21 protein-coding genes are annotated in these 21,869 nt (G+C 40.0%); 14 read left to right on the forward strand and 7 right to left on the reverse strand.

Features of this window, described 5'->3' with window-relative positions:
• Positions 1-50 precede the first annotated feature (50 nt).
• Together SALPA_RS18395 and SALPA_RS18400 are read left to right on the forward strand one after the other, a co-directional pair.
• On the forward strand, positions 51-761 hold the full coding sequence (locus SALPA_RS18395) for a transposase (protein ID WP_255451435.1): 711 nt from the start codon (positions 51-53) through the stop codon (positions 759-761).
• Between the two features lie 603 nt (positions 762-1,364).
• On the forward strand, positions 1,365-2,123 hold the full coding sequence (locus tag SALPA_RS18400) for an HpcH/HpaI aldolase/citrate lyase family protein (RefSeq protein ID WP_145097296.1): 759 nt from the start codon (positions 1,365-1,367) through the stop codon (positions 2,121-2,123).
• Between the two features lie 486 nt (positions 2,124-2,609).
• On the opposite strand, the gene SALPA_RS18405 is transcribed toward SALPA_RS18400, so the two are convergent.
• The 3 genes from SALPA_RS18405 to SALPA_RS18415 all read right to left on the reverse strand — a co-directional run bounded on the left by SALPA_RS18405 (position 2,610) and on the right by SALPA_RS18415 (position 6,553).
• Positions 2,610-3,293 carry a CPBP family intramembrane glutamic endopeptidase gene (locus SALPA_RS18405; RefSeq protein ID WP_145097297.1) on the reverse strand — a complete coding sequence of 228 codons (684 nt, stop codon included), beginning with the start codon at positions 3,291-3,293 and terminating at the stop codon, positions 2,610-2,612.
• An 842-nt stretch (positions 3,294-4,135) separates the two neighbouring features.
• Positions 4,136-4,603 (reverse strand): collagen-like protein, encoded by a 468-nt coding sequence (locus SALPA_RS18410; RefSeq protein ID WP_145097298.1) that lies wholly within the window; start codon positions 4,601-4,603, stop codon positions 4,136-4,138.
• 132 nt (positions 4,604-4,735) lie between these two features.
• Positions 4,736-6,553 (reverse strand): YcaO-like family protein, encoded by a 1,818-nt coding sequence (locus tag SALPA_RS18415; protein ID WP_145097299.1) that lies wholly within the window; start codon positions 6,551-6,553, stop codon positions 4,736-4,738.
• 652 nt (positions 6,554-7,205) lie between these two features.
• On the opposite strand from SALPA_RS18415, the gene SALPA_RS18420 reads away from it, so the two are divergent.
• On the forward strand, positions 7,206-7,562 hold the full coding sequence (locus SALPA_RS18420; protein WP_255451258.1) for a MarR family winged helix-turn-helix transcriptional regulator: 357 nt from the start codon (positions 7,206-7,208) through the stop codon (positions 7,560-7,562).
• A gap of 214 nt (positions 7,563-7,776) precedes the next feature.
• Entirely contained in the window at positions 7,777-8,517 is a 741-nt protein-coding gene (locus SALPA_RS18425) for a DUF169 domain-containing protein (protein WP_145097305.1), read from the forward strand.
• Between the two features lie 582 nt (positions 8,518-9,099).
• Here SALPA_RS18425 and SALPA_RS18430 read toward each other — a convergent pair.
• Positions 9,100-10,293 carry an IS256 family transposase gene (locus SALPA_RS18430; protein WP_145088854.1) on the reverse strand — a complete coding sequence of 398 codons (1,194 nt, stop codon included), beginning with the start codon at positions 10,291-10,293 and terminating at the stop codon, positions 9,100-9,102.
• Between the two features lie 140 nt (positions 10,294-10,433).
• Here SALPA_RS18430 and SALPA_RS18435 point away from each other — a divergent pair, with 140 nt between their 5' ends.
• The gene (locus tag SALPA_RS18435) at positions 10,434-10,778 is read left to right on the forward strand and encodes a hypothetical protein (protein ID WP_186451128.1); all 345 of its coding nucleotides are present in this window, start codon (positions 10,434-10,436) and stop codon (positions 10,776-10,778) included.
• Between the two features lie 414 nt (positions 10,779-11,192).
• On the forward strand, positions 11,193-11,501 hold the full coding sequence (locus SALPA_RS18440; protein WP_222428048.1) for a hypothetical protein: 309 nt from the start codon (positions 11,193-11,195) through the stop codon (positions 11,499-11,501).
• Here the strand turns inward: SALPA_RS18440 and SALPA_RS18445 are convergent.
• From SALPA_RS18445 to SALPA_RS18455, 3 genes are all read right to left on the reverse strand, one after another.
• Positions 11,491-11,712, reverse strand: a complete 222-nt coding sequence (locus SALPA_RS18445; protein WP_145097310.1) for a hypothetical protein — start codon at positions 11,710-11,712, stop codon at positions 11,491-11,493. The genes SALPA_RS18440 and SALPA_RS18445 overlap by 11 nt on opposite strands.
• Positions 11,706-12,374 carry a GGDEF domain-containing protein gene (locus SALPA_RS18450; protein WP_186451129.1) on the reverse strand — a complete coding sequence of 223 codons (669 nt, stop codon included), beginning with the start codon at positions 12,372-12,374 and terminating at the stop codon, positions 11,706-11,708. Before SALPA_RS18450 ends, SALPA_RS18445 begins: the two co-directional genes overlap by 7 nt.
• Positions 12,375-12,690: 316 nt before the next feature.
• Positions 12,691-12,882: a helix-turn-helix transcriptional regulator gene (locus SALPA_RS18455; protein ID WP_145097315.1), complete on the reverse strand. Its 192-nt coding sequence runs from the start codon at positions 12,880-12,882 to the stop codon at positions 12,691-12,693.
• A gap of 146 nt (positions 12,883-13,028) precedes the next feature.
• Between SALPA_RS18455 and SALPA_RS18460 the strand changes: the two genes are divergently transcribed.
• The 8 genes from SALPA_RS18460 (at position 13,029) to SALPA_RS18495 (ending at position 21,724) form a co-directional block, all read left to right on the forward strand.
• The gene (locus SALPA_RS18460; RefSeq protein WP_145097318.1) at positions 13,029-13,655 is read left to right on the forward strand and encodes a LexA family transcriptional regulator; all 627 of its coding nucleotides are present in this window, start codon (positions 13,029-13,031) and stop codon (positions 13,653-13,655) included.
• A gap of 662 nt (positions 13,656-14,317) precedes the next feature.
• Entirely contained in the window at positions 14,318-14,557 is a 240-nt protein-coding gene (locus SALPA_RS18465; protein WP_145097321.1) for a hypothetical protein, read from the forward strand.
• Entirely contained in the window at positions 14,550-15,305 is a 756-nt protein-coding gene (locus SALPA_RS18470) for a hypothetical protein (RefSeq protein WP_145097323.1), read from the forward strand. The genes SALPA_RS18465 and SALPA_RS18470 overlap by 8 nt, the downstream gene beginning before the upstream one ends.
• Before the next feature lie 297 nt (positions 15,306-15,602).
• Positions 15,603-16,907, forward strand: a complete 1,305-nt coding sequence (locus SALPA_RS18475; RefSeq protein ID WP_145097326.1) for a hypothetical protein — start codon at positions 15,603-15,605, stop codon at positions 16,905-16,907.
• Between the two features lie 324 nt (positions 16,908-17,231).
• The gene (locus SALPA_RS18480) at positions 17,232-19,301 is read left to right on the forward strand and encodes a thioredoxin domain-containing protein (RefSeq protein WP_145097329.1); all 2,070 of its coding nucleotides are present in this window, start codon (positions 17,232-17,234) and stop codon (positions 19,299-19,301) included.
• A gap of 189 nt (positions 19,302-19,490) precedes the next feature.
• On the forward strand, positions 19,491-20,003 hold the full coding sequence (locus SALPA_RS18485; RefSeq protein WP_145097332.1) for a ferritin: 513 nt from the start codon (positions 19,491-19,493) through the stop codon (positions 20,001-20,003).
• Between the two features lie 162 nt (positions 20,004-20,165).
• Positions 20,166-20,951 carry a flagellar motor stator protein MotA gene (gene motA / locus SALPA_RS18490; protein WP_145097336.1) on the forward strand — a complete coding sequence of 262 codons (786 nt, stop codon included), beginning with the start codon at positions 20,166-20,168 and terminating at the stop codon, positions 20,949-20,951.
• Positions 20,951-21,724, forward strand: a complete 774-nt coding sequence (locus SALPA_RS18495; protein ID WP_145097339.1) for a flagellar motor protein MotB — start codon at positions 20,951-20,953, stop codon at positions 21,722-21,724. Before motA ends, SALPA_RS18495 begins: the two co-directional genes overlap by 1 nt.
• Positions 21,725-21,869 lie beyond the last annotated feature (145 nt).

A 21,869-nucleotide genomic window follows, 5' to 3' on the forward strand; every position in this document is an offset into this window, starting at 1 on the left:
AAATGCCGCGAATTGCCCGGAAGAAAAGTAATAGCGGAATATATCATATAATGCTACGAGGAATAAACAGACAAATTATATTTGAGGATGATGAAGATAGAGTTAAGTTTATTGATACTTTAAAACATTATAAGCAGAAATGTGGATTTAACATTTTTGCCTATTGCCTTATGGATAATCATGTTCACCTTATTATAAAAGTGAATAACGAGTCGTTGGAAAGCATAATGAAACGAATAGGAGTAAGCTATGTTTATTGGTATAATTGGAAATACAAACGGTCTGGTCATTTATTTCAAGATAGATACAAAAGTGAAGTAATTGAAGATGATAGTTATTTATTGTCAGTAGTACGATACATACACCAAAACCCTATCAGAGCAAATATCATGCCTATTATAGGCGAGTATCCATGGAGTAGTTATGGCGAATATATAGGGCATCCTCGCATAGTGGATGCAACTTTTGTTCTTGAGATATTTTCGCAAGACATTGAAAAGGCAAAAGAAATATTTGTGGATTTCATGGATGAGCAAGGAGCAAATTTTTTTGAAATAAAGAACAAACCCAGATTAACGGATGAAGAGGCAAAACAAATTGTGAAGCAAGTGTTGGGCAATATAGAGACTAGAGACTTGCAAACTATGGAAAAAACAAAAAGAGATGGATATTTAAGACAGCTTAAAGCAAGTGAAGGAGTATCAATCAGACAAATAGCGCGAATAAGTGGACTTACATTTAACATTGTGGTTAAAGCTTAGGAAACAGTAGAACCGTCCCCTTGTATCTTAGAAGAGCAGACCACGCACTGTATCAAGGGAAAAGAACGGGGAGAAATAGGGTGGTTTCCGCTTAAATTTCTATAGTCAAATTATATGTTATTGTGTAACCGGCTCATATTTTTTCGTGAGAAGCAGGGGGACGCAAAATCTGCTGCGCAACAACACTTGATTTTATGCTTTCTGGAGGGGGATCGAGGTCTGGCACAACGTAACCGCCCTGCTGAGTGATGGTAATCTTTTTTGCGCGATATGCCTTGTCAAATTAACGAGACGATACCACCGTCCCCTGTCTATTATGCTTTACACAGAATTATAGTACGGGTGATTTAGGGGTATGGCAACATAGCCGTCAAGCTAAACCATAGATACTTGCGCATCATGAGGTGCGCTTCTAATCGACTGCGCTTCCGCGAGAAGCGAAATGAGCGTCCCCCACGCTTCTAGATGACAGTGTCTTTTATCGTGGTCGTAGTAAAAGTTTATTGAATAGGATTCCTATTTCAATCAAACTGCCTAAATTTGAAAACATCCTAAAGCCGCAATTGTCAAGTACGAAAGTTGAGTATAAGGAGATACAATATAATGTATAAGAATCGTCTAAAAGAAAAGATGCAAAGGTGCGAGCCTGTATCAGGATGTATGATCCAAGGATTTTTCCCAGCATTTGTTGAGATATGCGGTCTTGCCGGATTTGATTTTATCTTTATTGATGCGGAGCATGGATCGCTCTCAGCAAGCCAGTGCGAGGAACTTGTTAGGGCAGCAGAGGTTCGTAAAACAGTTCCATTAGTTAGGGTGCCTAATTCTGAGCCAGATACCATTCTGCGCTTTATGGATATTGGGGCTATGGGTATCATACTACCGGGGATTTCTACTAAGGTAGAAGCTGAGCAGGCGGTTCGCGCAGTAAAATATTATCCACAGGGAATCCGGGGACTTAATGCGGTAAGGGCATCTGATTATGGAATGACAAAACCGCTATCAGAGTATGTGGTTGATGCAAATCAAGAAACAGTTGTTCTTGCGATTGTTGAAAATATTGCCGCCGTAGAGAATATGGCTTCTATCCTTTCTGTTGAGGGCATTGATGGAGCTATTCTTGGTACTTCGGATCTTTCTCAATCACTTGGGGTCCCTGGTCAAGGGCAGCATCCGAAAGTACAAGAGGCATATCATAAGTTTATAAAAGAAGGTTTAAAAACAGGCAAATCTATAGGTACTGTGGTAAGAGCAGGAGATACGGTGCACGGATATCTTGAGGCTGGTTTGTCAATATTGATAACGAGTGCATATTCTCTTTTTGGAAATGAAGCCAAACGTTTTGTAGGTCAATTTAAATAGGGCAGAGGACACAATGGGACGGTTATCGCTATTTTCATCATCCTCAAATATAATTTATCTGTTTATTCCTCGTAGCATTATATGACCATGGAGTAGTTATTGCGAATATATAGGGCATCCTCGCATAGTGGATACTACTTTTGTTCTTGAGATATTTTCACAAGACATTGAAAATGCAAAAGAAATATTTGTGGATTTTATGGAGTGAACTTACATTTAACATTGTGGTTAAAGCCTAGGAAGCAGCAGAACCGTCCCCTTGTATCCCCCAGTTAAGCTTTATGACATTGGTCTGACGTCCCCTGGTGGTCACCAACAAGTCATTCACCGGCAAGAATATCCGTCAGCTATTGATACTTATTTTTTACCAATGATTGAAACGCCAATTGCAATGAAAATATGGCTATTGATAGTGAGGATTATTGTTTGATGCTATTACCAGAGGAATATTAAGGATAACCTTTGTCAATGGTTTGACATGAGAGGTTATTTTAAAGAAAGCGACAAAAAATTATTAATTGAATGAATGAGTATGCAAGCTCCTAATGAATTGGATTTTTTTAAAACGTAGCCTACTATTAATCCGAAGAAGAAAATGCCGACAATATCGAGATTTAAAAAAGTAAACTTTCCGTGATGAATCCACCCTGGGAAATGTATGAACAAGAATAGCAAAGCAGTAATAAAGTTTGCTTTCCAGAATGATAATAATGTGCCTAATTTTTGTAGAATAAAGCCTCTAAATAATATTTCTTCGGTAAAGCCAACCAGTATGATTCCATTAACCCAATTATTTATATTTAAAATTGGATGAAAGCCCAGGGGCTTTATAAGAAGATATTGTTGAACTAATCCCATAAGTAAATAGAAACAGCTTACGATTAGTACGTATTTTAAAGCAATTTTTATATTGCCTGTTAATCTTAAAAAAATTAGAGGATTAATATTATCGTGATGTTTTAAATATAGTAAAACGGGCAACGTCCAAATTGTTAATTTTGCTGGGCCTAAACTTAAAATTTTAAATAACAATGGATAATGTTGTCCCAAGAAATCTTGACCAACAAGGACATATAAAGACCAAACTGTGAAAAATGCAATAATATAAATTGCGATGTTGAAAGTTTCTTTTTTGGGTTTAAATCCTGCAAGCTGTAATGAAGTTTGCATGTCTCAATCCTCCTTTTGTATAACAATCTTATAATACCATAAAAAGTAAAATAAGAAACTTTGTCAGTAATTTGACGGAAGTTATTTTTTTTGTATGAATATGCAAATCAGCCGTTTACGCAGTGTGAGCAAGAGGATACGATTAAGAAAGAAGCAAGGGGACGCAAAATCTGCTTCGCACAACACTCGATTTTATACTTCTGGAGGGGGATCAGGGTCTGGCACAACAGAAGCAAAGTGTACGTCCCTGCGCTTCTTCTGGAAAAAACAAAAAGAGATGAATATTTAAGACAGCTTAAGCAAGTAAAGGAGTATCAATCAGACAAATAGCGCGAATAAGTGGACGTACATTTAACATTGTGGTTAAGGCCTAAGAAACAGTAGAACCGTCCCCTTGTATCTTTAAATTATTTCGCACTTATGGTGGGATAAACCTGCTGATTTCGACTTTTCAGTGGTTTCTGTACGTCCCGGTGCTTCTTTTAATATTAAGAATCGAAAGTTAAGCTTCTGAGATCAGAGGCTTGACTCTTTTTTTATTTTTCAGGACTGAATTCTATCGGACATTAACGAACGAGAGCTATCTTGCCAGCGCCACAGCTTATTTTAAAATGTCTATTAACGGTATAGTCTTCTGAAGAGGCGAGGTGATCATGGATATAGACATAGGGGAAGTATCGGTATATGTTTTTGTTTACAGCGGTTGACCTTCTAGCCGAAATACCACCGTTAAACAATGTAACACCTGACATAGCATTATCATATTATGTTAATAGGTTACCTGAATTTTATATGGAGGTGATTGGCTAATGTATTATGACGATGATGACGATGATGACGATTCAATGCTTAGTTGCTTCTCGATGAGTAGTTGTCAGTCTTGTTATTCGATGAGTAGTTGTCAGTCTTGTTATTCGATGAATAGTTGTCAGTCTTGTTATTCGATGAGTAGTTGTCAGTCTTGTTATTCGATGAAGAGTTGCCAGGCTTGTTACTCGATGAAGAGCTGTCAGTCCTGCGATTCCTGCAAGTCCTGTCAGTCCTGCAAGTCCTGTCAGTCCTGCAAGTCCTGTCAGTCCTGCAAGTCCTGTCATTCTTGTCAGTCCTGCGATTCCTGCAAGTCCTGCAAGTCCTGTCAGTCCTGCAAGTCCTGTCATTCTTGTCAGTCCTGCGATTCCTGCAAGTCCTGTCAGTCCTGCAAGTCCTGCCATTCTTGTCAGTCCTGCGATTCCTGTCATTCTTGTCAGTCCTGCAAATCCTGCGGTTCCTGCAAGTCCTGCCACTCTTGTCAGTCCTGCAAGTCCTGCCATTCTTGCCACTGCTGCCGTTCTATGAATTGGGGGAAGTGATGTCAATCCGATAAAATGTTGCGCCGACAAGGTGTAATGTCGGTCCTCTAAAGGAAAAGCACAAGCCAAAGCATACAGCTTTGGCTTGTGTATTTACATCAGCTTCTTGAGATCGGTTTGATCTATTCCGCTGGCAGCGTACCGCTCCTTGAGGATTTTATAGACCCGCTCCATTGGCGGATAGAGACACTGACTGGAAAATTGGCAGTTCTCGCAATTCCAGCAGTTTAATTGTCCTTGGTAATTAATGATTTTCGCTGGCGAGTTGAATTCAGCCACAACCCCCTGGATTACCTCCATCGGATAGAACACGCCTAGTGTGCTCAAGGCGTCCTTTTCCGCAAGCCCTTTAATCTTGGTCGCCAGAAAATCCCGTACGCACTTATAATAAGTTATTACTTGGCGTTGCGGATTAGCGTGTTGGGTATAACCCCAAAATTTTGTGAAGCTCTCATAGGCTTTATTGGTATCGCCTTTCCAGTAGTTAAGGGCAGTGACAAATAAGTCGGCATTGCTGTAATACCACGGAAACGCTTTACCGCGTACCGGCAGATTGATTAAATCCATGACCGAAGCTTCAGGCGAATAGTTCATGTTTTGCAAAAAGCCGATGATCGTGGCGGCACCGGCGTCGTCGAGGCAGTCGATGTTCCTGACAAGTCTTTTGAAGGTATTGAAAGCAGCATAATTGGTAATAGGCTTTAGGTCATCAAATTCCTCGATTTCACTCAAGCCGGGAACGATTATATGAAAACTCGGAAAGCCCAGGAACGAAACATCACGTACATATATCTCGCAACCTAGTTGAGCCATCAGGGTGACCATATAAGCCAGCATTTCTTTGTTTGTGGCTATCGCGGTTTCTTCGAATTCCTTGAACTGATAACTGAAGTTATGACTGAAAAATTCCGTAGGATAAAGCCCCGAGCCGGTCACCAGTATACCCATGTAGTTTTCTGGATCGTCCGTCGGGCTGCAGAAGCAAAACTCCTTAACCCCCATCATCCATTTTATATCCTGTCCCTGAAGAAGTTCGGTCAATGTCCGCTCTGCGGCAATTTCAAATTTAGGATGAGCGCCAAATTTCACAAAATAACTCTGATCATTCTTATTTACCAGGATAACCCCGACAACCGGCAATTTTTGTCCCAGCGAGCAGTCTTTGAGGATAACTTCAAAGTTGCCGCTTTTTTCAAGCTCGGCAATCATCGCCTCAATCTCGGGAAATTTCATGATATAACTCCGCGGGATAGTAGGCGGTACTATTCTCTCCCTAAGGATTTTCTTGTTGGCGTAGCGCTCCATGATTTCAGATATTCCCTGCACCAAAGCCTCTTCAGGCGAATTGCCGGCGCACATGCCGTTCGACATATACATCATCGAGGCCATTTTTATCGGGATATGGGAAATACGCTGACTGTTAAGATTGCAATAAGGTAGAGCAATAAAATCGGCGGATACTTTCTCATAAGACATTGTCTGCCAATTTGCCAAAAGTTCCCGTTTATCCAGTGAAGGGTTGACTCTGGATAATTGGGTTTTGATCCAATCTTCTTCACTGGCGAGGAACTCATCGATACTCATCGGTTTCTCGTCAGGGGCGTAATAAAAGCCTAGGTAGTCCATGCTCTGGGGCTTTAAATCCAAACTTAATCTGTAGTAGCAGAGATTTTGCAGGCGTTCCATCATCTCGCCGTAGGCGCTGGCCAGGGCGAATTCGACCGAAGTACCTTTTCCATTGGTCAGCAGATCGGTATTGTCGATCATCACGCTCACCGAGTAAAAACCATTTACCGAATTTTTCCATGAGGTTTCTACCGTTAGAAGGCCCATCTCACCAAGAATATCTCTTATTCTGTTAATAGTTTTGATGGGCATTTCATCTTTGTATTTCATATCAGTTGAGTCCATGCATTACACCTCGCACCCATAACATTTTACGCTGAAGGAAAATTAACATGTTGAATTTCCAGTTCTTTTTTAATATATGACCATGAATCATGGTTTGTGATTGTGAGGAACCATGGCTTTAGCACCAACAAAAAGATGTTACTGTCATGCTCGAACACATGAATACTAAAATTGGATTGTCAGCACTTAGTCGGACTGTTTTTATAAAGGCTGTTGCCGAATTTGAACGGGTGTTAAGTAATTGAGCGAACCATGAGAATCCGGATATTATTAAACCAGTCAATATACCGGGCTAGTTCATGGCGCAAATGCGTTAAGCTATCAAGATTTTTTCCAGAAGCAAGGGGACGCAAAATCTGCTTCGCAACAATACTTGATTTTATGCTTCTGGAGGGGGCCCGGGGTCTGGCACAACAGAAGCAAAGTGTACGTCCCGGTGCTTCTTTTAAAGAAACATTATAGATGGCTTGATATTGTATTGAATTATAGCTGATTTATCTGATGTATTTTTCTGAACTTATATTGACTGATTATTACAATGAGATATAATATAATTGTCAGGACAACTATGGTGGTGATATAAATAAATTTTAAATTAGATGATTCATTAGGGTTTATTCTAAGTAAAGTTAATACAAAATTAAAAAATGAATTGTTTCAACGATTTAAAGAAAATAATGTGACTCCAGAGCAATGGGCGGTATTAAACTGTTTATGGGAACAAGAAGGTATTACCCCTAAAGAGTTGTCAGATTTGACTTTTAAAGATAAACCGAACACGAATCGCATTCTGGAAAAGTTAATAATAAAAGGTTTAGTTGTTCGAAAATCTCATCCAGAGGATAAGAGAGCTTTTCAAATATTTTTGACTGACAGCGGGTGGGCATTGCGGGAACAATTAATTCCCAAAGCTAAAGAATTATTAGATAAAGCAACAACAGGGATAGAAGAACATAAAGTGACAGAATTAAAAAATATGTTAAATCAAATTTACGATAATATTAAATAGGTGTTTTTTTTTGCAATTGCAGTTGTCATGACAACTACAATTGCAAACTATTATGATGATTATTATGTATGGATTTAATACGTTGTTTTGTTTTATTTAAAAATGTAGCTAATTAAAAGGGGGGATGTTCATAGGATTGTACTGCACAAAATAGTTCAAATAACGTGATATATTTGGAGTCATGTTAAATTAGAAAACAAAGTGGGGGAAAAATATGGAAAGCCGTTTAGTTGAAGAATTGAGCTTGCGTTATGAACCGGTAGCTGTTTTGCTTAGCAATGAAAAACCGGAAGGGGCACTTCAGGGTAAAGAAGGGCAGTGGAGTTGTACAATTCCGCTATTTATTGCGGCGGCAAAAGGGAAAACATCAGTTTTTGAACGTAAAACTACAGGATGTCCAGGGGGTAAAGTAGGACTAGGATTTGGTCAATATCCAAATTATCCAGATGGGATTGAATATTTTTTGTCAGTTGGTAAAAACGGTCTATTTGAAGGAGAAGGATATAAAAAAGATCCTGAGCTAGGAACAGAGTTTGTTGAGTGCTTGCCAATAACTGATATTTCCTACCAGTACGTCATTTTTAAACCTTTGTCACAGATTGATCCTACTAAGGAACTACCTGAGTTAATTGTGTTTTATGTTAATAATGATCAGTTATCAGCACTTACAGTACTCGCAAACTATTATAGACCTGGAAATGAAAATGTAATGATACCTTTTAGCTCAGGGTGTCAGTCTGTTTTTCTTGTTCCATATGCCGAAGCACAAAAGGAAAATCCAAGAGCGGTCGTGGGTTTGACTGATATTACAGTGCGCCCCATGGTCGAAGCTGATATGCTATCATTTTCTGTTCCATACAAAATGTTTCTGGATCTGGAAGAAAGTGTAGATAGAAGTTTCTTAAAGAAACACTTATGGCACAGAGTAGCGGCGAGAATTGAAAAAAGCAAATAATTTGCTATTTACCCCGTACGGAGAAGCGTATTGGTGGGCAGCGAAATGTATAGATATTAACATCAAGTCCATATATCATATTAACTATACCATTTTTATTGAGTGCAGGGGCTCTGGGTGATTCTGACTTACGCTTTAAAATAGACCTTGGTCAAATTATTGACTAATGTTATTTTAATACTCTTTAAATATCGTGGCATGTTATGGAGTAAAATTGCGAGGCTACAAAGCCAGGAATCATATGGATTCTCGGCAATCTAAAATGGCATGTTATGGAACAATCTAATGGCATGTACTAGAACATGAAAATGCCTATGCCGCCAGTAAATTCAAGGTGTTCCATTTTTCATATGACAGTGGTGCCATGTTCATTAAAGTAATAAGTTTCTATAAATTATATTTAATGAAGATAGAAAGAACCAAAGCTCCAAGCTTTGGTTCTTTTGTATATACCACTACTGAGGAATAAATGGAGACAATGTCGCTCATTTTGTTTTTTTATTTAGAAAGGCGTATAATTAGATATATGAAGGTAGTGTCAAGAAAGTTTCGCAAAAAGGTTTGCAGTCCTAGGTAGTAAAATCAGTCATCACTAAAATCCGACTCAGGGTCGGTATTTTCTAGATGTTTCATATTCATATACTTTTTACTGCCCCACTGGGTTCCAGCAACGTGGCGAAGGCGGGCGCAGACCAGCATCAGAGCGGACTGCCCATCCGGGAAAGCACCCACGACCCTGGTTCGCCGCCTGATCTCCCGGTTGAGTCTCTCAATCACATTGTTAGTCCGGATTCTTGTCCAGTGCTCGCCGGGAAAGTCGGCATAAGCAAGCGTTTCCTCGATGCTTTCCTCGATTTTGGCCGCCGCTTCTTTGAGTTTCATGTCGCGCAAGCTTTTTGCTACCTGTGCCGCCTTTTCCCGGGCAGCGGACTTGCTTTCCTGCGCATGAATCGCTTTGAGCATTTTCGCAACCGTTTTGACCTTGGAGCGGGGAACAACTGAAAAGACATTGCGGTAAAAGTGAACAGTGCAGCGCTGGTATTTGGCCTGGGGGAAGACCTCATTTGCCGCTGCCAGCATCCCTTGGCATTTATCACCAATGATCAGTTGGACGCCTGTTAAACCGCGGCTTTTCAGCCATTTGAAGAATTCCAGCCAACTGACTTTGTCTTCTTTCATGCCTTCGGCCGCTCCCAGCACTTCACGGTAGCCGTCTTCGTTGACGGCAATCGCCACCAATACGCTCACATTCTCATATTCACCGCCCCAGTTGCGGCGTAAGTAAATGCCGTCGACGTAAACATAGGGATACTTACCACTTTGCAGCGGCCGACTGCGCCACTCTTCAATGTGGACATAGGCCTTCTTATTCAACTCACTGATGGTGGACGGCGATACCTTGCTGCCCCACAGAGCCTCGGTGATGTCTTCCACTCGCCGGACGGATACGCCAGCTAGATACATTTCGATGAGCGCTTCTTCTACGGAACTTTCCCGCCGGCGATAGCGTTCGATAATGGCGGTTTCAAAAGGAATGCCCTTGAGCTTGGGAACTTTCAGCGTGACATCGCCGGAGGTAGTAGTCAACCGCCTGTCGTAGTGACCGGAGCGGTAACCTTGACGGGTTTCAGTACGCTCATATCGGGCCGCCTGGGTTAGGTCTTTGGCTTCCTGATCCAGCAAGTTATTGAGCGTTTCCTCCACGCTGCTACGCACCAGTTCCTTCAGTTCTACCTTGATGATTTCTTCATTCAACTGTATAATTTCTTTGGACATGTTTGCTCTTCCCCTTTCGGTAAATGGTGTGTGGTGACTTCATTTTACCGGGGAACTGCAAACTTGTCCTCTTTTTTAGCCGTATTTCAATTTGCGAAACTTATTGTACCTTATCTATATGAAATAGTGGGGTGATGATTTTGCTCAGTACCACCTGGCTTTACTTAATGGTCGTTATGATTGTCGGTAGCATTGTCAAAGGATTCGTATTTGGCCAAATTATTTGGGTGTCAATTGACCTTGCGGTGCTTGGTGTATGCTATCTGATTCTTCGCCGCAGATATTGGGTTGATATGCGGCAGTCCATGATATTTTTAAGCGTCATCACAGTCATCAGCATACTAGCTGATATTGGTCTTATCAGCGGGATGTTTGCTAATGTATTGTCGTTGGCTTTTATCGGTTGGCTTATTTATAGAGGCAGCGGCGGGGAAGGAAAGTTTCATAATAACAAGCCTAAACTTCGCCATAAATGGCATAAATAAGAAATATGTTTTGTCATCTATGCTATTGCTATTAATGCAGTACAGTGGCCTTTAATTAATCTCTTTATTGTTATATTATTTGACCCAAATAAATGCTATTAAGCAAGCGGAATAAGCGACATATCGTCCCTGCTTTTGGTTAATATATGTATATTGAATATACTAGTTTAGGTGCATTTAGGGGTTCTGGATGACTCTGATCACAATGGAAATAAGACATTGGTCAAATTATTGGCGGAGGTCTATTTTTATTTCGTGACATGTTATGGAATAATATTTCGATGTTACAAAGCTAGGTGAATTATGGATTTGACCGATACGTTAATAGCATGTACCGGAACATGAAAATGCCCGTGAATCCAGGAAATACAAGGAGTTCTATTTTTGTTCCATTTTTACGTGCATCCTCGCATAGTGGATACAACTTTTGTTTTTGAGATATTTTCGCAAGACATTGAAAAGGCAAAAGAAATATTTGTGGATTTCATGAATGAGCAAGGAGCAAATTTTTTTGAAATAAAGAACAAACCCAGATTAACGGATGAAGAGGCAAAACAAATTGTGAAGCAAGTGTTGGGCAATATAGAGACTAGAGACTTGCAAACTATGGAAAAAACAAAAAGAGATGGATATTTAAGACAGCTTAAAGCAAGTGAAGGAGTATCAATCAGACAAATAGCGCGAATAAGTGGACTTACATTTAACATTGTGATTAAAGCCTAGGAAACAGTATAACCGCCCCCTTGCTTGTATCCTCCCCTTGTATCCTCAATAGAGCAAACTCCGTCAAGGCTGCCTCCAGTCGCCGGAGTGCTTCAGTTGTATCCATGCCTGCTTTACTAAGCCGGGCAAACTCATCGGATACCTCGCGAATTTTATCGTATAACTCCCCTTCTCTTTTTTTGTATTCTGCTGATGTTCCGCGCATTAACATGGCAGTTCCGCCAGCGTAATGACTAAGTTTTTTTTGGCTTTTGCCTTATATAAGGCCCGGTCAGCTGTTAGTAATAGATCTTGTAGCGTTTGGCCAGGTTCCAGCAGAATGACGCCGGCGCTTATGGCCAGACCATAGGAAGAACTAAAACGTGCCTCAATCTTATGACGAATTCGCTCCATAACCGCATAAGCCTCCAGTAAAGAAGTTCCGGAAAAGATAATGGCAAATTCATCGCCACCCCAACGTGCAACGATGTTTGTGGGCTGAACATTATTTTTAAAAATAGCCGCCAAATCAGACAATAACAAATCCCCGGCGGCATGCCCATACTTATCATTAATTGTTTTAAAGTCGTCTATATCGATCATAGCCACACACAACGGTGCCTTTTTCCGGAGCGCGCGGGCCTCTTCTTCAGCCAGCCGTAAGCAGAAGTACCTTCTATTCCATAAGCCTGTTACAGAATCGGTGTGAGAACTCAAATCCAGCCTGTGGATCAGCCTGCCGGTTGTAAATCCGACTATGCTTAACATCAGAGCGATTCCTGCCCATAGCAGGCTCTTAATCTGTAAAATTATATCCAAGTAATAGCCTGTCAGACCAACTAATATTCCCAATATGGCAAGTATTAATGGAGCATAATTGTAGAAGCCCCGCACACTCATCACCTCTTATGCAGGTGGAATCATAGGTGATTTCACCGTAAATTATTAGCACCTTACAGAGCCGAGCGGAAAACTCCGATACGGAAGACAACCTTTTCGATATTGCGGCAGATCTAAAGAGCGAAGTAGCAGCACTTTTCAATCCTATTGATGTAAAAATTAGAGGAATTTATTTAAAATACGGATAGGCGTAGATATACTGCTCATAAATTATCTCAAAACGTATCCGTCCAATTCAAAATAAATTCCCTATTTCCGCGTTTTTTCAGAATAACTCCCCAAGCCTTCAGCCACGAGTTGTCAGTAAGCATTATCTACTATCAAAAAATATTTCATCAACGGTTTTATTGTAATAATCAGCAATCCGTTTCATTAGTTCCGGCCTGGGAATTCTTTCACCCCGTTCAATAAGTCCTAATGCTTGTGGAGTAATCCGTAGGTCCTTAGCTACAGCTTTACGCGACTTTTGACCGCGAAGGCTTATCAAGAATTCATTTCTCATAAGTGCACCTCTTTGGGCACAAATTGTTTCTATACTTAATATTTTAATGGCATAATTTGTATCTGTCAATTAAATTTGAAACATTTCGTGCCTGTTGTTGTCTGGAAACAAATTGTTTCTTATAATATTAGCAAGGTGGTGAATTGATGGATAAACCTACTTTTGCTATATATCTTGCTAAACTAAGAAACGAGAAGGGACTTACACAACAGCAAGTAGCTGATATCACTGGCCTTTCAAGGGCACGGCTAAATAACTACGAACAAGGAGTTCGAGAGCCAGATTTAAGTACTGTAGCTACTCTTGCTGAATTTTATAATGTAAGCATAGACAAACTGCTGGGAAAATCTAATCATTCTGCCGGCTCTGAAAAAGGGAGATTTCTGCCAGTGGTTGGGGCAGTTAAAATTACTGCTGATAAATTGCTTGTCTATGAACAGAGTCTTGGTGAAGAATGGGCCGACAGTGAAGATATAAACAATGAGAATAAATTTTATTGGTTTCAGATTAAAGACGATTGCATGATTAATGAAGGTATACGGCGAGATGATTTAGCTCTTGTTTGTGAGCAGCTAGATGTTGAAAATGGGGACTTGGCTTTTGTTGCACTGGGTGATGGACAAACTACTTTAAGGCGTGTTTATAAAAAAGATGAGAATATTGTTCTGCAATCTGCTAATCCTAAATATCCACCTGTGATTCTTTCTGATAAAGAACAAAACGAAATATATATCATTGGCAAAGTGAAGGCTACTAAAAGGAAATATGATTAAAAGACTTAAGTTCCTCCGATCATGTTATCGTGCTGGGATAAACCTGCCGTAACATGATCGGCGTTTTATTCCGGAGACAGGAGCAATTTTTAACCTGCATTTAGTCAAATTCATTCCGGCGTTGAAGAAGCAAGAGGACGCAAAATCTGCTTCGCAACAACACTTGATTTTATACTTCTGGAGGGGGAACAGGGCTGGCACAACAGAAGCAAAGTGTACGTCCCGGTGCTTCTTCCAATATCAATCATTTAATAAATTATGTCACGTACGAAACTTGCAAGAAATGATGACAAAAGTTGCAAAAATTATGTACAAAACTTGCATTATTAAATTTGAGTGTATCAATATTGAATTTATAACGAACCTTAGACAAAGCATTGACGGAGGTTTTATACAAATGAATTAACTGAGGCAATAAAGAGAAACTCCTGCTAAATTTGTATCAATTTGGCAGGAATTTGGCGTTTGTATGACAAATTAAGTAACATAAGAAACAATGGTGGTGTATAGGAAACAGAGCGAACCGTCCCGCTGTATCCTTGTGAATTCTATCCCGACTAGGGCAAGTCCGGTTCCGTGAGCGAGGCTGGAACGTGAGTTCCGCCTCTACTCGATACTGTATCCCAAGACCTTGAGAATTAATTGAAGTTGGAGGGCGAGATATGAAAAAAGAAACAAAAGGTGAAACGGGAACTAAAAAAGCATCTCATAGTACTAATGATAGTGGTAAGAAAAATTCATCATCATCATCTTCTTCAGTAAGGAAGAAAATAGATGCTCAACTTGAATATAGTAAAATTATCCAAAAGGATTCAGGTAGAAATGGGTGTTACAGAGTTTCACCTCCAAGGGATAGACCTACAGCATCAGAAGATGATACAAAAGGTAAAGTAAATGAGTAAAGGCTGTTTTTATATACGATCACTCCGAGAAGAAAAAGATATAGACTTTGCAGTATATACAGATGTTGACGAAAAAGAAATTCCCGTTGAACAAAAACAGTTACGTTTAGATATAGAACAAACATTAATTGTTCTTAGGGGAATATTTAAAGAGGATGAAATTTCCTTTAATAAATATTATGAACAATTATTATCTTTAGCAGAAGCAGGTTTAAAAGTTGAGAATGTTACTCCAATAATTGCTTGTGAAGGGCTAATGACACTAAAAAAGGAAATAGTTTTTCAAGAAGCTGGAAAAATCAAAAATAAATATATAAAATCATTAGGCAGGTCAGTCTTATGCTTTATAGGCTTTTATCTTACCTGGATATCTTTTTTTTATGGTTATGTTCCAATAGAAACCTGTTTGATGTGGGTAAACTTTTTTATAATGCTAATTGGAACAACAGTTGGGGTTTGGCTTTCATTTGGAATTAGAAAAGTTGACCTTAAATTTGATGAATTACATATAATTGAAGAAGATAGATTTGAACCAACTATTAGAATATTATTTGTCAGTTTATTAGCTGTTATTGTTGGATTACTTTTTTCAACAGAAGCAGTAGTCATTAAGCTTGGGGCTTTATCAACTAATATGTTAAACTATGATTCAAAAGTGGCTCTACTTCTTGGTTTACTTTTAGGTCTAGGGGAAAAAATGTTGGCGGTTAAAGTAGCTGAACATGCAACTAAGATTTTAAAAATTTAAGATATTTTAAGGCTGTTTTTTAAGCTGCTAGGTCAAGCTTTTGGACATGCTTGGGTGAGAAGGAGTAGCAAAGAAAAATAATATGTGTCTTAGCGCTAACTCTATGGAAGGTGAAATTGAAAGTTAGAAGGCATGCAATTAAGTTCATAGTGACGATGGGAGATGTCTCGTTTTGGCAACTGCCCCCCAAGTGAGAGAGTACTAGAAGTATGTGGCAAAATGTTGACAATGTTAGGAACGTGCCTAGATGTCTATGTCGTAATTTTCGAATTTTTTTAGGAAAAGAGGTGAATGTGTTTGGCAAAAAAGATTAAAGATAACTACTCTTTTAAAGAAATGGATTTCAAATTTAAGGGTTATAAAATTTTATCATCAATGTATAAAATGGCATCAAAAATAGGTTTGAAGAATGATAAGATGGATGAAAGTTTTAATAAACTAGTTGAGCTCAATCGACAGTATAATCAAATAAAAGAAACACCAGATGAATTTAATTCTTTCTTTTCGGAACAAGGTTGGATTGCATATGAAACGATGAACTTCGATATAATGTTAAAATCAGTTGAACTTGCAAAAAGTGGGAGCAAGGATGAAGCAGAGCAGATTCTCGTTGATTATTACAGTGAGGATACTCTTCGTTTTTCAATCATGCGACTAAAGGGAATAGAACAGTTTCGTCCAAGAATTAATCTTACTTATAATGCACTTGATGATTATTTAGCTCAACGATATTACGCATGCATTCCTATTATTCTCATGATGATTGATGGATTTGTAAATGATTTTGAACAGAAAGGTTTTTTTGCGTCAGAAGTTAACTTATCTATATGGGATTCTATTGCAGCACATGATAGTGGATTAAATCAATTAGCATGCATTTTCGGGAAATCTAGGAAAAAAACCACAAGTGAGGAAATAAGACTGCCATATCGGAATGGAATACTTCATGGCAGAGACTTAGGGTATGGTAATAAGATGGTGGCTGCGAAGAGTTGGGCTGCTTTATTTGCCATTGGAGATTGGGCAAGAGCATTAAAGGACGGGAAAAAGGGAATTGAGAAAGTATTCAAACCTCCTACGCTTAAAGAAAATGTAATATCACTAACTGAATCGCTAAAACAGTATAGCCAGATTCAGGAAGAAAAAAAGACGATTACAGATTGGCGTCCAAGAAAAATGATAGTTGGTCTGGATGTTCCGGAGATGGGGGAAGACAAAGAATATGAATTAGGTAGTCCAGAGAGAACTTTAGTTGAATTTTTAACGTATCTAAAAAAAAGTAATTATGGAAAAATGGCACAGTGTACAACTAAGCTTTGTCCTTCAACTGATTCTGTAGGGAAGGTCGCTAAAGAAGTCAGAGAGATCTTTCAGAAGAAACAAATGACCAATTTCAAAATAATCAATATAAGAGATGAGGCACCAGCCATAAGCGAAATTGATACCGCTTTAACTTTTGAATTGAATAGCAATGAAGTTATTCATAATCATACTTTTAGGCTTATTTATCAAGATGATGAGTGTAACTCATATGTTAGAGGGCATGATAAAGGCATGTGGAAGATTCTTTGGAATTTTTATCCTATTGAGTTTGTTAATTAGAATATTTATTTACGGGAAGAATATGAAGAGTCTATTGTGTAAATCAAGACTACTAATAAACCAGTTCACGAAAAGAGTCTGTTATTATTGCATTATGTACTCGACTAATAATTTTATTTAGAAATATATGGTATCAAATGATTTTAACCGGCATTAATTATGCTGGTTTTCTATTTTTATACATTTTGTCTTGACTTACCACAACATACCAATTATAATAAAATCTAATCCTAACAAATAACAATTATCTATTGCGCAATAATGTATGCAAAACCATCACGAAGCAAATCCTAAATGGTAGCTATAAAAAACGAGGTGATGCTAATGTCTACCAAGCACGTTAACCACCTAGCGAATGAAAAGAGTCCATATTTACTACAACACGCCCACAATCCCATAGATTGGTATCCGTGGGGCGAAGAAGCGTTTGTGAAGGCTAGAGAAGAGGACAAGCCGATCTTTTTTAGTTGTGGCTATAGTACGTGCCATTGGTGCCATGTTATGGAACGCGAATCTTTTGAGGATTTGGAAGTTGCTGCGCTGCTGAACAATTATTTTGTTGCAGTCAAGGTTGACCGGGAAGAGCGGCCAGATGTCGATCACATTTATATGGCGGTGTGTCAGGCGGTGACTGGGCAGGGCGGCTGGCCGCTGACGATTGTGATGACGCCTGAGAAGAAGCCGTTTTTTGCGGGGACTTATCTGCCGAAGCATGCTATGTGGGGCAGACCGGGGCTGCTTGAAGTGTTGTCAATGCTGAAGGAACAGTGGGATCAGAACCGGGATAAAATTGAGGAGATTGGCGAAAAGCTATCCCAATCGCTACGGCCGCAGACGGTTAAACCGGAGAAGGGACAGTTGTCGCAGGCTACGCTGGAGAAGGCTTTTTCTCAGCTTTTACATGATTTTGATCCTGCTTATGGCGGGTTTGGGGCGGCGCCAAAGTTTCCAACACCGCATAATTTATTGTTTTTATTACGCTACTGGCGGCGGTCAGAGGATAAAAAAGCCATTGCTATGGTTGTAAAGACGTTGGATGCCATGAGTCGGGGCGGGATCTATGATCATCTTGGTTTTGGGTTTGCCCGGTATTCAACCGATAATAAATGGCTGGCACCACATTTTGAAAAGATGCTTTATGATAATGCACTGTTGTGTTATGCTTATGTGGAAGCATACCAGTGTACTGCTGATCCGGATTTTGCCCGTGTTGCCGAAGAGATCATTACCTATGTCCTGCGGGATATGACTAACGCCGGAGGCGGGTTTTATTCGGCAGAGGATGCAGATTCAGAAGGCGTTGAAGGCAAGTTCTACGTTTGGTCCCGCCAGGAGATTCTGGCGATATTGGGCCCGGAACTGGGCGAGTTATTTGCTGATGCTTACGATGTCACCCCGAATGGCAATTTTGAAGGGGAAAGCATTATAAATTTGATTGACCATGATTTATATGATTATGCTGCCAAGAATAATCTTGATATTAATGAGCTTGAGTCTCAAATGGCTGAGGCTAGGGAAAAATTATATCAGGTACGTGAGCAACGGCAACATCCGTTTAAAGATGACAAGATTTTAACTGCCTGGAATGGGCTAATGGTTGCGGCATTGGCTAAGGCTGCCAGAGTACTGCAACGCGAGGATTACACGCAGGCTGCAGAGCGGGCTGTGGAGTTTATCTTTGAGAAGCTGACTGCTGCGGATGGGAAACGACTGTTGGCACGGTACCGGGATGGTGATGCGGCTTATAAAGGTTATGTTGATGACTATGCTTTTCTGCTATGGGGTCTGCTGGAGGTTTATGAAACAACCTTTAATCCGAAGTATTTGCGGCAGGCGATTCATATCAGCTTGGACCTTAAGGAATTGTTTTGGGACAGTGGGGATGGCGGCTTTTATTTTACCGGAAATGATAGTGAAGAACTTTTGCTGCGGCCCAAGGAAATCTATGATGGTGCTATGCCTTCAGGTAATTCTGTGGCCGCGTTGGCTTTGCTCAAACTAGCACGATTAACGGATAACAATGAGTATAATGCGATGGTAGAAGCGATATTTACTTGTTTTAGCTCTGAAGTTACGCATTATCCCCGGGCCTATACTTTCTTTTTGCTGGCGCTTGACTATTACCTGTCAGCTCCCAGCCATATTGTTATTGCTGGGGACAAAGAAGACACTGAGGTTCAGGCTATGCTGGCGTTGGCTAGACAGCGGTTTATGCCGGAAACGACTGTTATTTATAATAATCCGGAATATCAAACCGATAATTCGGAATTAATCCCGGTAGCTGCCGGGCAAGTAGCTGTTGGTGGCCGAGCCACTGGCTATATTTGTGAAAATTTTGCTTGTCAACGTCCGGTTCAGACTTTGGAAGAATTTAAGCAATATCTGGAAAAATAATGCGTTTCAGCATAGCTGAAACATCGTTTGTTCAGGTGGGGAGTCTACTCCAGATGAACAAACGCTGCCTGTAGAGGCGGGAGTCTTGACTCGCGTACTAAGATTAAGATAAAAATGAGTAATAAATATTAGTTAGATAACGCTAAAATTTGTTATTCGAAAGTTAAAAAGGGAAAGGGGCAAATACAAATGATTAGTGTAAAATTACAAAAAGCAGTTAATGACCAAATTCAAGCGGAAATGTATTCAGCAAATCTTTATTTGGCTATGTCTGGCTACTGTATGTCTAAAGGTCTGAAGGGGTTTGCTAATTGGCTGCGGGTACAGTACCAGGAGGAAACTATGCATGCGCTGAAGTTTGTTGATTATATACTCGCGCGTGGTGGTGAGCTTGAACTTAAGGAAATTGATGCTGCGCCGACTGACTTTGGCAAGCCGGTTGATGTTTTTTCAAAAGTATTAGCTCACGAAGAGCATGTTACAGATCTCATTAATAAGCTTCACGAAGTAGCTGTTGAGGAAAAAGATGTTGCTGCTCAAATCTTCATACAATGGTTTGTGACTGAACAGGTGGAGGAAGAGTCTACTACTAGTGGAATTCTTGAACAACTTAAAATGGTTGGTGATAAAAGCTCGGGGTTATTCTATTTGGATAAAGAATTAGCTACCAGAACGTATCAGCCGCCTGCAGCTAATGCGTAATTAAAAGAGGTATTTTGTCCAGATTGTTTACCATAATTTTGGAAATCCTGTCATAAATGGCAGGATTTTTTTTATGTTTAGAGAATTTCCTTAATTACGCCAAAAAAAATGCGATATATATTATAGTGGTACTTTGCCTACAGGTTATAGGGAGGGCTTTCATTGGAAAAATCAACAGTTATTGGTGTAGTAATGGGTATTGTGGCCGTTAGTGTCGGTATGGTGCTTAAGGGCGCTAGTCTGACGGCTCTGATAAACCCCGCAGCATTTTTAATTATTATTGTTGGTACAGCGGCTGCGTTACTTAATGCATTCCCGATGGATCAAATCAAGAACTTTCCGGTATTATGCAAAAAATTGGTTAAAAAGGATGAGCATATTTCTAAATCTGATTTACTAACCTTGTTTGTCGAATTGTCTCAAGTTGCCAGGCGGGAAGGTATTCTTGCCTTAGAGAGCAGGTTGGAAGAAATTCATGATCCATTTTTGAAAAATGGTATGAGTATGGTTATTGACGGTATGGATGTTGATTTTGTTAGGGATGTACTTGATGCGGATATTGAGGCCATGGAAGAACGCCACCGCTCAGGGGCGCTCATTTTTGCCCAGGCTGGTATGTATGCGCCTACGCTCGGTGTTTTGGGTGCGGTAATTGGCCTGATTGCGGCTCTCGGCAACCTAAACGATATAGAAGCGTTAGGGCATGCGATTGCTGCCGCGTTCGTTGCAACTTTGCTTGGTATATTTACCGGGTATGTGCTTTGGCATCCATTTGCTAATAAACTTAAGTTAGTATCCAAAGATGAAGTGGAATTAAAGCGAATGATGGTTGAAGGCATACTATCGCTACAAGCCGGTGATTCACCAATGGCTATTGAGTCCAAGCTGCTGGTATTTATTCCGCAGAAGGTTCGGGACTTATTAAAGCCTAAACCGGAGGGTAAATAATGAGTAGAAAGAAAAAAAAAGAGTATCATGAGGAACATGCGGATGAGACTTGGCTGGTTCCTTACTCTGATATTTTGACATTGCTCTTGGCATTGTTTATTGTACTGTTTGCTTCCGCTCAGGTTGATTCGAAAAAATTTGATCAGATAAAAGCTTCATTTAATGTAGCGTTTAGTGGTAGTCCGGCATTGCTGGACAACCCTAAACCGCCTCAGCCGGAAAATGGCAGTCAGGCTCCACCGATACCGTATTTACCGACTGTTATAGATGCGGGTGCGACTAATGAAAAGAAGGCTTATATGCAGGAAACAGCTCAGTTGGTTGAGACTAAGAAGAAACTGGATAAATATATTGCCGAAAATGGGTTAGGCAATGACTTGGTAACCTTGCTGACTGATGATGGGTTGATGATTCGAATTAAAGATACAGCATTATTTCCATCAGGAAGTGCAACGCTTAGACCGGAATCACGCCGCTTTGGTGAACAGATAGCCAAACTTTTGCAGCCGCTTACACAAAAAGTTACGGTGTCAGGGCATACGGATATTATTCCAATAAATACCAGTGAATTTCCTTCTAACTGGGAACTAAGTTCCCGGCGTGGGGTAAATTTCATGAGATTTTTGCTGGCTCAGGATACCGGACTTAAGGCAGAACGGTTTAGTGCTACCGGTTACGGTGAATACCGGCCTATTGCCAGCAATAATACGGAAGAAGGCCGGGCGGCTAACCGGCGGGTTGAGATCCTTATCCAGCGTAACTACCGGCCATAGAAAATAGTTGATGATTTCAAAGTTGCTTGTCGTCAGGAAACTATTGCAACAAGTAAATAATTGGTTTATGCTAAATGAGGCAGTTATATGGCCTCATTTTTAATTTGTAAGACAATTTTTGCTATAATTTTCTTGCCTATAGGGA

The sequence above is a fragment of the Sporomusa sp. KB1 genome, from assembly GCF_007830295.1.
Taxonomy (GTDB): Bacteria; Bacillota; Negativicutes; order Sporomusales; family Sporomusaceae; genus Sporomusa.

Coding starts and splice junctions, on each gene's coding strand:
- SALPA_RS18395 (WP_255451435.1), top strand. CDS start 51: ATGCTACGAGGAATAAACAGACAAATTATATTTGAGGATGATGAAGAT.
- SALPA_RS18400 (WP_145097296.1), top strand. CDS start 1,365: ATGTATAAGAATCGTCTAAAAGAAAAGATGCAAAGGTGCGAGCCTGTA.
- SALPA_RS18405 (WP_145097297.1), bottom strand. CDS start 3,293: ATGCAAACTTCATTACAGCTTGCAGGATTTAAACCCAAAAAAGAAACT.
- SALPA_RS18410 (WP_145097298.1), bottom strand. CDS start 4,603: ATGGCAGGACTTGCAGGACTGACAAGAGTGGCAGGACTTGCAGGAACC.
- SALPA_RS18415 (WP_145097299.1), bottom strand. CDS start 6,553: ATGGACTCAACTGATATGAAATACAAAGATGAAATGCCCATCAAAACT.
- SALPA_RS18425 (WP_145097305.1), top strand. CDS start 7,777: ATGGAAAGCCGTTTAGTTGAAGAATTGAGCTTGCGTTATGAACCGGTA.
- SALPA_RS18430 (WP_145088854.1), bottom strand. CDS start 10,293: ATGTCCAAAGAAATTATACAGTTGAATGAAGAAATCATCAAGGTAGAA.
- SALPA_RS18445 (WP_145097310.1), bottom strand. CDS start 11,712: ATGTTAATGCGCGGAACATCAGCAGAATACAAAAAAAGAGAAGGGGAG.
- SALPA_RS18455 (WP_145097315.1), bottom strand. CDS start 12,882: ATGAGAAATGAATTCTTGATAAGCCTTCGCGGTCAAAAGTCGCGTAAA.
- SALPA_RS18460 (WP_145097318.1), top strand. CDS start 13,029: ATGGATAAACCTACTTTTGCTATATATCTTGCTAAACTAAGAAACGAG.
- SALPA_RS18465 (WP_145097321.1), top strand. CDS start 14,318: ATGAAAAAAGAAACAAAAGGTGAAACGGGAACTAAAAAAGCATCTCAT.
- SALPA_RS18470 (WP_145097323.1), top strand. CDS start 14,550: ATGAGTAAAGGCTGTTTTTATATACGATCACTCCGAGAAGAAAAAGAT.
- SALPA_RS18480 (WP_145097329.1), top strand. CDS start 17,232: ATGTCTACCAAGCACGTTAACCACCTAGCGAATGAAAAGAGTCCATAT.
- SALPA_RS18485 (WP_145097332.1), top strand. CDS start 19,491: ATGATTAGTGTAAAATTACAAAAAGCAGTTAATGACCAAATTCAAGCG.
- SALPA_RS18495 (WP_145097339.1), top strand. CDS start 20,951: ATGAGTAGAAAGAAAAAAAAAGAGTATCATGAGGAACATGCGGATGAG.